Below are 13,571 nucleotides of genomic sequence, written 5' to 3' on the forward strand. Positions count from 1 at the left end.
TCCGAACTTCTGATCGAGAGGATATGTCCTCTTGTCATTATAATGAACAATGTACGATAAGGTTTAAATAATCATTAAGTCTTTCAGCATTTTGTTTTCGAGGCTCTCCATCAAAGCATAGTCCGAATCCTTGTGGGGCCAATCATTAAGATGCTCCTTGACCTGAGTGCTTAAGTTTGTTCCATTGCATTCCTTACTCTCACTGTTTAAGATTTGTTCTTAGATTGTTTTATGTCATTTCGCAGGGTTAGTCAGCCTTGACCGCTTCATCTCCTTCCGGCATTCGTCCGCGACTATTTATCTGTATTTTTGTTAACTCTTTAGCATTGGCGCAATCGCTGGTGTCAATGTTCGATGATGAGCGCTACAAGGTTGTGCAACCCGACTCGCAAGCCGCCTTTTTTGACTTAATCGAGCGCGAGAAACAGCAGCTTGACTGTTTGATTTTGCAAGATGGACAGCCCCTTCCCCAGCTAATTGACTGGCTGCAAGCTCAGGCAACGCTCTTGCCAACGGTGATTCTTGACCCCGACACCGCCACTGACCCGGAAGCTAGTAAGACCGGAGTGACGACTGTTGACCCGCTCTATCACACGGCGGAGATTCGAGTGCCGCTCGCTCAGCTCAAGCAGATCACGGAGTACATCGATCCAGCGATCGCAGCATTTTTGAATCTCTCTCCGTCCTGTCGTTTACCCGATAGCACCGCAGACTTTGACCTGACTCGAGAGTTAACGACCCAAAATTTTCTCATGTTACAACAGCGGCGGCTTACCGACAAACTGAAAGAGCGACTGGGATATTTGGGCGTCTACTACAAGCGGAATCCCCAAGATTTTTTGCGTCATCTACCTCCGACAGAGCGCCATGCGCTGTTAGCTCAGTTGCGAAAAGACTATCGAGAAATCATTTTGACGTATTTTACAGAAGACGTTGATCTGAACCAAAAGGTTGATAATTTTGTTAATGCTGCCTTTTTTGCGGACATTCCAGTGGCGCAAATTGTAGAGATTCACATGGACTTTATGGACGAGTTGTCTAAGCAGCTAAAATTAGAAGGCCGGAGTGAGGAAGTGTTGCTCGATTATCGGTTAACGCTGATCGATACGATCGCGCATTTGTGTGAGATGTATCGACGATCGGTTCCCCAAGAATCGTAAATTTCTGTATCTTCGAGCTTAATAATGCAATTCCGAATTAGTGCCTACCAAGCCTTTAATTCAGAGTTTGTATTTTTATGTCGATCACATCGTCGATCGCAACTCAACTTAAATTCAAGACTTTTGCTCAGCACATCTGATGCACTGGAGGTAAATTAACCTACAATTCTTAGTGATTTTTATTTACTATCTATCCTCCAAAACGATTTTTTGCGTATCTTCTAAAGCGCTCAAAATATAAGGGTCAATTATGAGTTCACTACGGAAAACCTACGTTCTAAAACTGTACGTTGCAGGGAACACGCCGAACTCAATTCGTGCCTTAAAAACCCTAAACAACATCCTTGAAAAAGAGTTTCAAGGCGTCTACGCCCTGAAAGTCATTGATGTACTTAAAAACCCTCAACTTGCCGAAGAAGATAAGATCCTGGCAACGCCCACATTAGCCAAAATTTTGCCCCCACCTGTGCGCAGAATCATTGGAGACCTCTCTGATCGAGAAAAAGTATTGATTGGTCTTGATCTCTTGTATGAAGAATTGCGCGAAGAGGAAATGGAACGGTAATGTACTGCCGATATATTGGAAGCGAAGCCCTGCTTTATCAAGTTTTTTTAGGTAATTCAGTGTAAAAATGTAACAGGTCTAGCCTTCAATTTCAGGAGCTTCGCTCCGCATGTTTGATAACTACTCTTATGAATTCGATTAATCAGACCGATCCTCGCAGTTCGTTAGAAATGGTAGGCGTTCAAAAGATCCAGACAATGATTGAGGGCTTCGATGACATCAGTCATGGAGGTTTGCCCGTTGGACGAACAACTCTCGTTAGCGGCACATCTGGAACTGGAAAAACCTTGTTTGCCGTTCAGTTCCTCTATCACGGAATTACTCAATTTGATGAGCCGGGAATCTTTGTCACGTTTGAAGAGTCTCCAGCCGACGTGATTAAAAACGCACTTAGCTTTGGATGGGATCTGCAACAGTTGATCGATGAAGGTAAGCTGTTTATTTTAGATGCGTCTCCTGACCCAGAAGGGCAAGATGTAGTCGGCAGTTTTGATCTGTCTGCCCTGATTGAACGGATTCAATACGCAATTCGCAAGTACAAAGCGCGGCGAGTATCGATCGACTCGGTTACAGCCGTGTTTCAGCAGTATGATGCCGCATCGGTGGTGCGCCGGGAAATTTTTCGCTTGGTAGCACGCCTGAAGCAAGTTGGTGCAACTACGATCATGACAACCGAGCGGGTGGAAGAGTATGGTCCGGTCGCTCGGTTTGGCGTAGAAGAATTTGTCTCTGATAATGTTGCGATCGTGCGAAATGTTTTAGAAGGAGAACGTCGTCGCCGCACGATTGAAATTCTCAAACTGCGCGGAACGACCCACATGAAAGGGGAGTATCCATTCACGATCACCAACGACGGCATCAATATCTTCCCGCTAGGCGCGATGAGATTGACACAGCGATCGTCAAACGTGCGGGTGTCGTCGGGAGTCGCAACCCTAGATCAGATGTGTGGCGGCGGATTCTTTAAAGACTCGATTATTTTGGCAACGGGCGCAACTGGGACTGGCAAAACCCTGCTGGTGAGCAAGTTTTTGCAAGAAGCCTGTCAACGCGGCGATCGCGCAATTCTGTTTGCCTACGAAGAATCGCGCGCTCAACTGTCGCGTAACGCCTACTCGTGGGGCATTGATTTTGAAGACTTAGAGCAGAAAGGGTTGCTCAAGATCATTTGCGCCTATCCTGAATCGGCGGGATTAGAGGATCATTTGCAGATTATCAAGTCAGAGATTGCTGAGTTTAAGCCGTCCCGGATTGCGATCGATTCGTTGTCTGCCTTAGCACGAGGAGTAAGCAACAATGCCTTTCGTCAGTTCGTGATTGGTGTGACTGGCTTTGCCAAACAAGAAGAGATTACAGGATTCTTTACCAACACAACCGATCAATTCATGGGATCGCATTCGATCACCAACACCCACATTTCGACGATCACCGACACAATTTTGATGCTGCAATATGTCGAAATTCGAGGGGAAATGTCGCGGGCGCTGAATGTGTTTAAGATGCGTGGCTCTTGGCACGACAAGGGCATTCGCGAGTACACGATTAGCGCTCAAGGCCCTGAGATTAAAGATTCGTTCCGCAACTTCGAGCGCATCATTAGCGGCTCCCCGACACGAGTTGCGGTGGACGAAAAATCAGATTTGGCGCGGATCACAAAAGGATTGAAAGAGGGCACGTTGTGATTTAGAGCGGCTGATCGTGGCTTAACTTTAATCACTGACCTTTAATTAAGGACGAACGCCGACTCTACGTTTCTAATTGCGCGTCTTATGCCCTATCGCGTTGCATTGCTGGTCAGCATTCTGTTCATTATTCCGCTTGGATATGGGGTTCGATTTTCTCAAGGTTGGCTGCCTAACGGTCTTCACGACCCTCTAGGCAGCTTTGCTTATGAAGTATTCTGGATTTTGCTGGTGCAGCTTCTCTATCCCAAAATACCGCCGTTGAGAATTGCGATCGCAGTCAGTCTTGCCACCTGTGCGATCGAGGTGCTGCAACTCTGGCAACCACTCTGGCTTCAAACCATTCGCGCCACCCTTCCCGGACGGCTTGTGCTTGGCAATACCTTTTCCTGGTCGGATTTTCCGCCCTACTTTATCGGTAGCACGATTGGGTGGCTGTGGCTAGAGGGACTGCGCCGCTGGCGAAGGATGGCTTAGACCGCTTTGCTGTGCGTCACTTCAACGACGGTGTGAACGTTTCCTCGCGGCGTATAGTCTGCTTTCACGGTGATTTCGAGCGGATCGCAAGCCGCTACGATGTCATCTAAAATTTGGTTTGCGGCTTCTTCGTGGGAGATACAGCGATCGCGGTAGCTATTGATGTACAGCTTAATCGCTTTCAGTTCAACCACGCGCTGATCGGGCATGTAGGTGACATAGATTGTCGCAAAATCAGGATAGCCAGAAAACGGGCACTTACAGGTAAATTCGGGCAGCGTAATGTTGATGGTGTAGCGGCGTCCTGGTCGAGGATTAGGGAAGGTAATTAGGTTGCCCTCTGCGATCAGCCGTTCTCCGTACTTTACCTGCGTTTCTTGAGTTTGAGACATGTCTAGCCAGCCTGGTCTATATAGTTCAGTGTTTTGATTCTATCAATTCTGCTCTAACCATAAAAATCTAGCCATAAGCGAAGCTGTAAGCCCTTGTTCACTGGCAAGACGTTGAGTAAAAACCAATCTGAATCTACAGAACCCAACCGATTTTCTTCTCTAGATCCCCGATAGTGATCCCCTCTTATCAGACTAGCGACCTCAAAATCCTCAGTTTTACGGAGAAACATAACTTTTCTCAGAAAAACCTTGACTATTAGCGCATTGCTTGATGTAATTGCAGCTATTCTTATGGCAGAAAAACGTAAGACATCACCAGGCATAACGATTGTGGAACTGCCTCTAGCGATTTAACCCAACTTTGAACTTCACTTCTACGTTGATCCGAACCCAATGAATTCAAATCCCATGCGAAACGTGACTAACGCTGGACAGGCAGTTCCCTCGTCCTCACCTTCCTATGCTCCTTCAGTTCCAATCTCGCTCTACCGAGAAGTGACTGCCGAACTGCAAGCGACCAAAGCCGCTTTAGACGCGATAAAGCAGCAAAATCAGCAGTTGACCCAGCAAAATCGGCACTTGCATCAAGAAATTGAGAAAGCCGTCCAGTCCGCGCTGAATTTGCGTCAAGTGGCTCAAAGTGTTTCGCGCACCTCTGCTGAAAACTCGGTTGTTGATGAACGTTTAACGCCGTCTCGCTTTGAAGCCCTACCTCAATTAGAGATTGCTCCAATCGCTGTGCCAGCAACTCCCCGCGCGCCGATGCTATCCAAGTTACCCAATCTCGATTCTCCGTTTCCTCCTGAAACGCTGGTAATTGAGCAAGACAGCAAGCCCCGCCGCAAGCTTTTGCCAGAGTCGGAGTCATCAGGTAATCAGTTAAGTGGATGGTGGTTAGGGGTTGCGATCGCGCTCATTGTGGTGACTGCCTTTGGTGCAGGCTTCTTGATCGTCCGTCCGCTGCTGCCGTCCCCGGCTTCAAAATAACGAATAGGTTAAAGTGCCGCGATTGGTTTTGCGAAACTTTCAGGGATCACCTCTGTTGAAGAGAATTGCGAAGTATCTCAATGATTTCGTGATAAAACGAGATACGGAGTAGTGACCCTGAAATAGCTTTTTAAGCAAATCGCGGTGCGATTGTGGGACACTTTGGATTAGGTGTGACAGCGTGACTTCTGCATTGGCATAAAATGTATTACTTGTTACAAACTTAATCTATGTAACGATGATAGATAGAGTCATGCTGTCGATATAGCGGAAACATAAGGAGTGTAGGCGCTTGAAAAAGGTTGAGGCTATTATTCGCCCGTTTAAACTTGATGAAGTCAAGATTGCTCTAGTCAATGCCGGAATCGTGGGTATGACGGTTTCTGAAGTCCGAGGATTCGGACGGCAGAAAGGTCAAACGGAGCGTTATCGTGGCTCGGAGTATACGGTCGAGTTTTTACAGAAACTTAAAGTTGAAATTGTGATCGAAGATGAACAAGTAGACATGGTGGTAGACAAGATCATCGTGGCGGCAAGAACTGGAGAAATTGGAGATGGAAAGATCTTCATTAGTCCAGTTGATCAAGTCGTTCGGATTCGGACGGGAGAGAAGAACTTTGAGGCAGTTTAGTTTCTTCTGAATTTTTATCGATTTACTGTTCCAGACATTACAGGCAATTCCAGTATGGAGTTGCCTTTTTTAGTTAAAGGTTGCTTTGCTTGTGATCGCGATCTACGTGAAGGTGGGGCAGAGCAGATGGTTCAGGACTATAGAAGTAGTTGCGATCTCTTCAAGCCTCAAAAGATCGCTCTAAAACTCGTCTTTTAAGCTTGAGTAGGTTTACAAGCACAAAGCAATCTGTGAGCCGTTTTGAGTTTTTGTGACTTCGATGCGAGCTTGAAAGGCTTCGCGGAAGTAGGGCATGTGAGTAATGGTGAGAATACAGGCGAATTCAGGCGCGATCGCATTGATGGCGGCAATCAAGCGATCGCAGCCGTCTTGGTCTTGATTGCCAAACCCTTCATCGACAATCAGCATTTGTAGCGCTGTCCCTGATCGCTGCGACAATAACCGCGCCAACGCTAGCCGCACCGCAAAATTAACTCGAAACGCTTCACCACCCGAATAGGTTTCATAGGGCCGAGTTCCGTGAGCATCCGCAATCAAAATATCGAGTGTCTCCATTGCCTTCGTAATTTTAGACTTGGCATTTCGGGCACGCTGAGTCACAAACTGGACATGTAACTGATTGGCACTAAGGCGAGACAAAATTTGATTGGTGGCCGCTTCGAGCTGCGGCAAAACGTTCTCAATCATCAACGCCTGAATCCCGTTTTTGCCGAATGCTTGCGCGAGTTCTCCGTAAACGCGGCTCTGCTGACGAGCAGTTTGCAGTTGAGCAACTAGCGTTTCATACTCCTGACTCAGCGCCTCTTGCTGCTGTTGTTGCTGCTGAACTCGCCCGAGTTGAACAATCTGTTGGTCAAGCTGAAGTCGCTGTTGTTGAATTTGCTGTTCCAACGTTTGAATGTGGGGTGTCAGATCGGGTGTCTGCTCTAAAAGGTGAACCAATTCTTGACACTGGTGGACGATGGTCGTCAAATCAGTTCTGCGGACATGCAGCGTTTGAGCGAGTTCTTGAAGTCGTTGCTGCATTTGAGGATAGTGCTGTTGGGCTTGGCGCAGTTCTTGGTAGCGAAGCTGCCACGATTGAGCGTTACGCAATGCCGTGCGAATCGCATTGTGTTGGTTGAGGTTGTAGCCAATTTCCGCAAGCTGTCGATCGCGATCAGCCAGCGCGATTGCGAGATGATGGTTTAGCGCCTCGATCTGCTGTTCGAGGATGGAAATTTGCGATCGCAGTTCGGGCTGCCGCTTGGCAATCTGTTCCTGGCGTTTTCGCGCCTGCTTAATCTCAACAAATTTGATTTCTGCCCATCGCCAGCGATCAACCGCTCCACGAGCTAAAGCATGGTCGCGCTCATCGTAGCTAATCTGGTGCAGGCTTTGATCGAGCAATTCTAGCTCTTGCTGTAACTCCTGCTCAAACGCCCTAGACTTTAAGGCTGAGTCAACTTGAATTGCTTCTGCATTCAGTTGTTCTAATTTTTTTTGGGCTTCTACTGTGGTTTGCAATTGCTCTTGCAGTTGTCCGCGCCGTTCTAAATTTTGCCCATACTGTTTCAGCTTTTGATCGATCTCCAAGTACTCTTGCCGCAACACTTGAATTTCTCGTTCAGAAACGGTGAGTTGTTCGCGAACCACCCACAATTGCGCCAACACCTCCTGTTTCTCCTCCTGATGCTTTTGTTGAACGAGCTGCCAGTGATGCTCATCCAAAGGGCGACTGCACAATGGGCAAGGCGGAAATTGAGATTGAACGAAGGATGACGGCTTAGATTTCGTGACTGTTGCGGTCTGAGTTAACGTCGAAGTTAGCTCAGAGCGCAACTCTAGCAATTCGCTCTCACCCGCCTCACCAGATCGAGAGACAAACGTTTCAGCAATGACATTTTCTGCTTGCAACAGTCGAATTTTGTGGTCAATTTCGGCAATCTGAGTTTCGTAGCCCCGTTGTTGCGCTTGAAGTCGCTCCATGAACGCACGTCGCTCTAGTCCTTTATCGCGGACTTGATCTTGATACGCCTGCAATTTTTCTAACGCTTCAATGCGAGTGGCAACTTCCACAGCCGCCCGTTGTAGGTTGGGTTGGCGCTGCTGCTGAGCTTGCAGGTGCTGGAGGGAGGTTCGGAGTTCTTCTAACCGAGTTGCCAGCCGGGTTGAGGCGCGATCGAGTGTTGCCTGCAATTGCTGTCGCCGTTGTATCAGGGGCATGGCTTGCAGTTGACGCTGATCGAGCGTTTGCAGTTGCGCTCTTGCCTGCTGTAGCTGCTCTACTCCGGCGGCAATATCTGCTTCTTTGGTCAGCGTACGTTCAATGTCTTGGAGTTGCTCTTCAAGGGCAGCATCCTGGGTTTGAAGCTGCTGAAGCTGGCTGTGCAACGTATTTAATTTTTCGGTTTGCTGCTGCTGGTAGTGTTGCCGTTGAGACTGAGCAACTTGATGGGCTTGCGATTTAGCGGCGAGAGTTTCTTCTTGAGCTTGTAGGGTTTGCCAGTGTTCGTGACCCGCTACGATCGCGCCTTCTTGACCTAACAGCGTCCCTAAACTCTGCCGTTGCTGCTCGGCTTGAGCAAGCTCTTTTTGCAATCGTTGGCAATCTTGCGTCAGGTGGCGTTGCTGCTGCTGTTGCCACGTCAATTGCTGTTGATAGTGCTGCCGCTGATGCTGACGCGCTTGTAGGTGCTGGAGGTGTTCTGCTCTCGCAGCTTGTTCTGCCTGGAGGTGCTGGAGCGCGAGTTCTAGCTGGGTGCGTTCTTGCGCGATCGCGTCTCGCTGCTGCAACTGGTCTTCAACGCGAGCTAAATTTCGCTCCAGCAGTTCGACTTGTCCTTTAAACTGGCGCGACTGATCTTTCGCTTGTTCAGCCAGATCGTCGTACTGCTGCAGCTTTAGTAGGTCTGCCAAAATTTGTTTGCGTTCAGCAGGGCGCTTGAGCATGAATTCGTCAGCGCGTCCTTGACGAAGATAGGCTGAGTTGACGAAGGTGTCGTAATCCAGCTTGAGATGATCAAAAATGAGTTGCTGGGTGGCGCGAATTGTTTTAGCGGTGAGAGAGCGAAAGTGGGTGCCTGTGGAATCTTGAGACTGAAATTCTAGAGAAACACCTTGGGAGCGGTGACGCGATCGCAAGATGCGATAGGTCTGCTGATGAATGCTAAAAATGAACTCGACCTTTGCTTCTTTTGCCCCAACGTGAATAACATCGTCTTCTGAAGTTGCCCGGCTCTCGCCCCAAATTGCCCAAGAAATCGCCTCTAGCAGAGACGACTTGCCTGCTCCATTCGCACCGCAAACGCACGCTGTGTGCAGCCCTCGAAAATCGAGCGTTGCGTCGAGATAACTCAGGAAATTTCTCAGCGTGAGGGACTGCGGAATCATAAGAGAGAGATGCGAGATGGAGTGTAGAGTGGGGGATGTGGAGAATCCAGTCACCCTTGACCAAAACCCCAGTGCCGATGTCCTTGGAGGACGAGACTCAGTACAGATGCACGAAAGTACACCAGCACTCTTATTTATTGAGTGTAATCGCTAAAAGGGTTGATTTGTAAGAGATTTTGGATTTGCCTTTCAATATTAGATTTGACTGAAATAGTATTTTTAATTGTGCCTGGTCTTTTGCTACTTGCTTCTACTACTTTGTCAAGACACGCAGCAGGAATAAATTCAGTCTGGCTTCTTGCTTGTTGGCGTAGCGTTGCTGCAAGCGTCTCTTCTCCTTTATCCCTCATCCCTTCAATTTAGGAAGATCCAACTTTTCATTTCTTTAGAATAATAAGGAACTCCTGTCTCTTCCCCAGAGTCAATAGATCTGATCGCCACCAGACTGACTTAAGGATCTATATGCTGAACCTGAAAAAACTTCAAACCACTACTGCTCTTGCGTTGACCGTCGGCATGTCTTCTACTGCTGTTGCCCCGATCGCGCTGATGGGTTCTGCTGCCGCCGCGCCCGCACCCATGACGCTGGCACAACTCTTCCCATCCTCTCCAAGCTCACCCTCACCTGTTTACTCTGGAAGAGTCACCATTCCTGCGGGGACAACGCTGCCGATGAGCTATGACCAGGAGAAAATTTTGGTTGCTCCGAACGAAACGCTGAAGGCAACCTTGACCCTGCCGGTGAATGTTCGTGGCAATGACCGCGATCGCACGATCTTGATTCCTTCAGGCAGCAAAGTAGAAGGCGAATTCCGACCGACTGGGGACGGAACGCAATTTTTCGCTAGAACCTTAATTTTCCCGAATGGAACTCGTCAAGAAATTGATGCGATTTCTAATGTCGAAACTCGCCGAGAAACGATCCAGCGAGGAGTGAGTACCGATTCTCTTCTAAAAGGGGCAGCACTTGGTTCTGGTGCGGCTGCCATCATTTCGGGTATCACTGGCAACAAGAGAATTACGCTGGGTAAAGTCTTGCTCGGAACGGGTGCAGGTGCATTAGGTGGTCTGCTCCTTGGACGCAACCGAAATGAGGTGGTTGTCATCAATCCACGGGATCTGCGTGTGCGCCTCAACTCGTCGTTAACATTAAATCCTTATGGGTCGTGATGCCCAAAGCCCTGTGCTAGAGGTGGGGAGTAGTTCATAAAACTTGACTGAACTATTGATGAACGGAGGGTAGACAAACGCTTGATCTACCCTCCGTTCTGCATACTTGTCTTCCCAACGTTAGAATCTCACCCTAGAACAGTGGTGCGTTAAACACCAGCCCTGCCCCAAAAACAAACCCATCAAAATCAATATCAGGATTAGAGGAATTGCCAAAGCTAAATCCTGTAAACACATTGATTTGACTGCTCCGATTGAGCGTATAGCTCAGACGCCCCACAAGCTGGTTAAATACATCATTCCGCGATTGCTGGGTGAAGTGTGACCACGCAACTTGATAATCGATCGCGGTTTGGAGCTTTGGGGTAATGTCGTAGCTCAAAGATGTTGTCAGGGAATTAATCAGGCGGCTGCGATCGTTAGGGTCAGAAAAATTCAGGCGAAACTGATAATACGTATTTAGCGTCAGCTTTCGGGCAATTGAATCTTGGCGGCTTAACTCAATGCGGAGGGCATTTTCACCCAAGAGGCGATCTCCGCTAAAAAATGTTTGTAATCCTTCTTTTGCATTAAAGAGTTGCTGATTGCTCCAGCCAATTTCCCCAGACATGCGAGGCGTCAGTTGATGGAAAACGCCTGCCCGAAATCGCAGTTCGTCATAATTAAGACCTTGCCTACCAGAGCGAGTAGATCCAAGAGTCGTGTAGCGAATCAAGTTTGCATCGATCGATGTAACCAAAAATGTCTTAGGCCCCAATCGGGGAGCATAAAACAGCGTTACCCCTGAACGAATTAGTCCATCGTCGGTGGGATCGATGCCCGAGAAAACGTTGGTGGTACGAAAATAATCGATTCGTGATAGCAAGAAAACAGAGGCTTGCTTGGTAGGAGATGGCAACTCTGGAAGTTGAGGAACGACGTCTTCTTGCAGCCTTAATGTTCCTAATTCTGGATCGGCGGCTCCGTCAATTGACTGAGCGTTCAGATCGGGTGACGCAATGGTTCCCAATTCATCTGGCTGTGTCGTCTCTGGTGCGACTCGCAACGTTCCTAGCTCGTCCTTCCCTGGCTCAACTCGCAACGTTCCTAGCTCGTTGTTTTGTGCCGTCTCTGGCTCAACTTGCAACGTTCCCAGTTCGGTTTGCGATCGCTGAGTTTCTGGCGCAACTCGCAAAACTCCTAACTCTAGATCAGAGGGAATTTCTGCAACGTCAGGATTGGTTTGCTTAAATCGAGCCAGGCTCGGTTGAAACGAGCAGCGCGATCGACTTAAGGATTGCCAACACGGTGAAGGCTGAAGCGGATTCTGTAGTGGCTGATTCAGAATTCCTTGCGAAACAATTCTAGTCTGGCTAAATGAACTGGGAATTTGGCTCTGTACCTCCTCACCCTGCGTCTTCTCAACCGGCTCTTTAGCCCCTCCTACGGGATTCGCCTCAGAGTTGAACAACTCCAGCTTTTTGGAAGTTGGGCTTTGCGCTATGTCCTTCGGAGCTTGCGCCTTTGGCGCTAGGTGCACTTCAAGCGTGCCTAGCTTCTCTGCATGATTTTGTGGAATTTGCTGAGACAGCGGTATTGGTGCAGACCAAACAGGGGTTGTAGCTCCTAGACTGACCCAAAATACAAATTGTCCTAAGCTATGAAAGCCAAATTGGTTCACTTGCTGTTGTCTCCGCCCCCGAGAGACGCTGTGCGAGAGCCGTAGAAACGGGAGGAGCTTATTATGAGAGATTTGATCACAGCCTGTCATGGAGCACTCTTGCTTTACTTCAGCAAGGAATAATGAACGATTTCCGGAACATTTCTATAACTCTTGCATATACGAGTGATACAGAGTACGTTCACCTAATTCTTTATGAAGAGTTCTTAAAGCTATATAGTCAGGCACCCAAGGCTCTAGAATCAGATGTAAAGTATCCGTAAAGATGCAGTTCTGTATTCTCACCCAAATAGGTTACTCGCTCTATGCCGAGTTCCTGTAAAGTTTAATCGGCAAACCTGCGCTGAATGAGTCCACTTTCGGTTTGCTTTGTCCTTTTTCTGTCATAGGAGCGTCTATGTCCTCCAAACTGTTCCTAACCGTCACGGCTGCCTTTTATGGAATGAGTGCCGCCTTATTTTCGCTGCCAGTTCGTGCTGAGACAACGCTCAAATCTGCTGAGATCCGTGAGGTTATTCGTCAAGTACGCTTGCAGCCTAGAAACCAGGGGTTGCGGAATGCCTCAGTAAGAGACAAGATGCTTCCCGAAGATGCACTTTGGACATCTAAGCGATCGCGGGCAGGACTACGCTTCAATGATGGATCTTACGCTAGAGTTGGCGAACTTGCGCTATTTAGATTTACGCCAGGAACGCGAAACTTCCGCTTAAATAATGGCACCGTACTGTTATTGATTAAGCCTGGTCAAGGCAGTACTCGAATTGATACGCCCAATGCGTCGGCGGGCATCAGGGGATCAGCCCTGTTTGTGCGCTATGACGAGAAAACCAAAACCACGTTAGTTGGAGCGCTCACTAACAATCCTGCTGGGCCGATGGAGATCACGGCGGCTAATGGGGAGAAGCAGGCGTTGGAAGCCGGACAGATGGCTATTATCGATCAGACTGGATTTATTCGTCGCTACAAATTTGATATTCCAACGTTTTATGAAACCAGTGATATGGTGCGCGGTCTAGATTTACCGCTTAAAGAAAAAATTAGTCCTGATCCTGCGATCGCGGCAGTTCAGCGAGAGACCGCAGATGCCTTACGGCAGCAAAAGCCGCTTGACCCGATCGCGACGATCGAGAATCCTAGCAATACGAAACTATCGCCTAGTTCAACACCACTGTTTAATAATGGCAATTTGAGTACCGTTGCAAATACAAACGTGCCGCAGGCTCCGAATGCAACGGTCGGAAAAACGCCACCCAGCGAACCGACTCAGCCGACGGATAAAACACCACCTACTACATCAGCAAGCCCACAGCCCACTCAAACCCCGACTCAGGAAGCTAAGCCGGGTTCTTCTGCATCACCACCTACATTAATTCAGCCTAACCCAGGTGATCCAACTCCACAGCCGATAGTTAGCCCTTCACCATCTCCTCAACCTCCTGCCGTAAATCCAAGTCCTAGCCCTGTCGTAAATCCAA

At 48.3% G+C, this 13,571-nt stretch carries 12 protein-coding genes; 8 read left to right on the top strand and 4 right to left on the bottom strand.

Annotated elements, in window-relative coordinates; translation table 11 throughout:
• Positions 1 to 257 precede the first annotated feature (257 nt).
• The 4 genes from AC5JLB_RS06390 (at position 258) to AC5JLB_RS06405 (ending at position 3,884) form a co-directional block, all read left to right on the top strand.
• Entirely contained in the window at positions 258 to 1,160 is a 903-nt protein-coding gene (locus tag AC5JLB_RS06390; protein ID WP_495873012.1) for a circadian clock protein KaiA, read from the top strand.
• A gap of 250 nt (positions 1,161 to 1,410) precedes the next feature.
• Complete coding sequence (kaiB, locus tag AC5JLB_RS06395; protein ID WP_495695448.1) at positions 1,411 to 1,725, top strand: circadian clock protein KaiB; 315 nt, start codon at positions 1,411 to 1,413, stop codon at positions 1,723 to 1,725.
• Positions 1,726 to 1,853: 128 nt separating this feature from the next.
• Positions 1,854 to 3,407, top strand: coding sequence for a circadian clock protein KaiC (gene kaiC / locus AC5JLB_RS06400; protein ID WP_495873013.1), 1,554 nt, complete (start codon positions 1,854 to 1,856; stop codon positions 3,405 to 3,407).
• Positions 3,408 to 3,494: 87 nt separating this feature from the next.
• The gene (locus AC5JLB_RS06405; protein WP_495873014.1) at positions 3,495 to 3,884 is read left to right on the top strand and encodes a ribosomal maturation YjgA family protein; all 390 of its coding nucleotides are present in this window, start codon (positions 3,495 to 3,497) and stop codon (positions 3,882 to 3,884) included.
• Here the strand turns inward: AC5JLB_RS06405 and queF are convergent.
• Positions 3,881 to 4,276, bottom strand: coding sequence for a preQ(1) synthase (gene queF, locus AC5JLB_RS06410; RefSeq protein ID WP_495873015.1), 396 nt, complete (start codon positions 4,274 to 4,276; stop codon positions 3,881 to 3,883). The genes AC5JLB_RS06405 and queF overlap by 4 nt on opposite strands.
• Before the next feature lie 393 nt (positions 4,277 to 4,669).
• On the opposite strand from queF, the gene AC5JLB_RS06415 reads away from it, so the two are divergent.
• Positions 4,670 to 5,263, top strand: coding sequence for a hypothetical protein (locus AC5JLB_RS06415; protein ID WP_495873016.1), 594 nt, complete (start codon positions 4,670 to 4,672; stop codon positions 5,261 to 5,263).
• A gap of 292 nt (positions 5,264 to 5,555) precedes the next feature.
• A complete protein-coding gene (locus AC5JLB_RS06420; RefSeq protein ID WP_495695453.1) occupies positions 5,556 to 5,894 on the top strand; it encodes a P-II family nitrogen regulator in 339 nt (112 codons plus the stop codon).
• Positions 5,895 to 6,104: 210 nt separating this feature from the next.
• Here AC5JLB_RS06420 and AC5JLB_RS06425 read toward each other — a convergent pair whose 3' ends face one another.
• On the bottom strand, positions 6,105 to 9,266 hold the full coding sequence (locus AC5JLB_RS06425) for an AAA family ATPase (protein WP_495873017.1): 3,162 nt from the start codon (positions 9,264 to 9,266) through the stop codon (positions 6,105 to 6,107).
• Between the two features lie 134 nt (positions 9,267 to 9,400).
• Positions 9,401 to 9,616 carry a hypothetical protein gene (locus AC5JLB_RS06430; protein WP_495873018.1) on the bottom strand — a complete coding sequence of 72 codons (216 nt, stop codon included), beginning with the start codon at positions 9,614 to 9,616 and terminating at the stop codon, positions 9,401 to 9,403.
• Between the two features lie 112 nt (positions 9,617 to 9,728).
• Here AC5JLB_RS06430 and AC5JLB_RS06435 point away from each other — a divergent pair, with 112 nt between their 5' ends.
• Positions 9,729 to 10,436, top strand: a complete 708-nt coding sequence (locus tag AC5JLB_RS06435; protein ID WP_495873019.1) for a hypothetical protein — start codon at positions 9,729 to 9,731, stop codon at positions 10,434 to 10,436.
• Positions 10,437 to 10,569: 133 nt separating this feature from the next.
• Here AC5JLB_RS06435 and AC5JLB_RS06440 read toward each other — a convergent pair whose 3' ends face one another.
• Positions 10,570 to 12,186 carry a hypothetical protein gene (locus tag AC5JLB_RS06440; protein ID WP_495873020.1) on the bottom strand — a complete coding sequence of 539 codons (1,617 nt, stop codon included), beginning with the start codon at positions 12,184 to 12,186 and terminating at the stop codon, positions 10,570 to 10,572.
• Positions 12,187 to 12,493: 307 nt separating this feature from the next.
• On the opposite strand from AC5JLB_RS06440, the gene AC5JLB_RS06445 reads away from it, so the two are divergent.
• Positions 12,494 to 13,571: FecR domain-containing protein (locus tag AC5JLB_RS06445; protein ID WP_495873021.1), on the top strand; the 1,078-nt coding region annotated here is incomplete at its 3' end.

It is taken from the genome of Myxacorys chilensis (assembly GCF_059505265.1).

Coding starts and splice junctions, on each gene's coding strand:
- AC5JLB_RS06425 (WP_495873017.1), bottom strand. CDS start 9,266: ATGATTCCGCAGTCCCTCACGCTGAGAAATTTCCTGAGTTATCTCGAC.
- AC5JLB_RS06440 (WP_495873020.1), bottom strand. CDS start 12,186: ATGACAGGCTGTGATCAAATCTCTCATAATAAGCTCCTCCCGTTTCTA.
- AC5JLB_RS06435 (WP_495873019.1), top strand. CDS start 9,729: ATGCTGAACCTGAAAAAACTTCAAACCACTACTGCTCTTGCGTTGACC.
- AC5JLB_RS06415 (WP_495873016.1), top strand. CDS start 4,670: ATGAATTCAAATCCCATGCGAAACGTGACTAACGCTGGACAGGCAGTT.
- kaiC (WP_495873013.1), top strand. CDS start 1,854: ATGAATTCGATTAATCAGACCGATCCTCGCAGTTCGTTAGAAATGGTA.
- AC5JLB_RS06405 (WP_495873014.1), top strand. CDS start 3,495: ATGCCCTATCGCGTTGCATTGCTGGTCAGCATTCTGTTCATTATTCCG.
- kaiB (WP_495695448.1), top strand. CDS start 1,411: ATGAGTTCACTACGGAAAACCTACGTTCTAAAACTGTACGTTGCAGGG.
- AC5JLB_RS06430 (WP_495873018.1), bottom strand. CDS start 9,616: ATGAGGGATAAAGGAGAAGAGACGCTTGCAGCAACGCTACGCCAACAA.
- queF (WP_495873015.1), bottom strand. CDS start 4,276: ATGTCTCAAACTCAAGAAACGCAGGTAAAGTACGGAGAACGGCTGATC.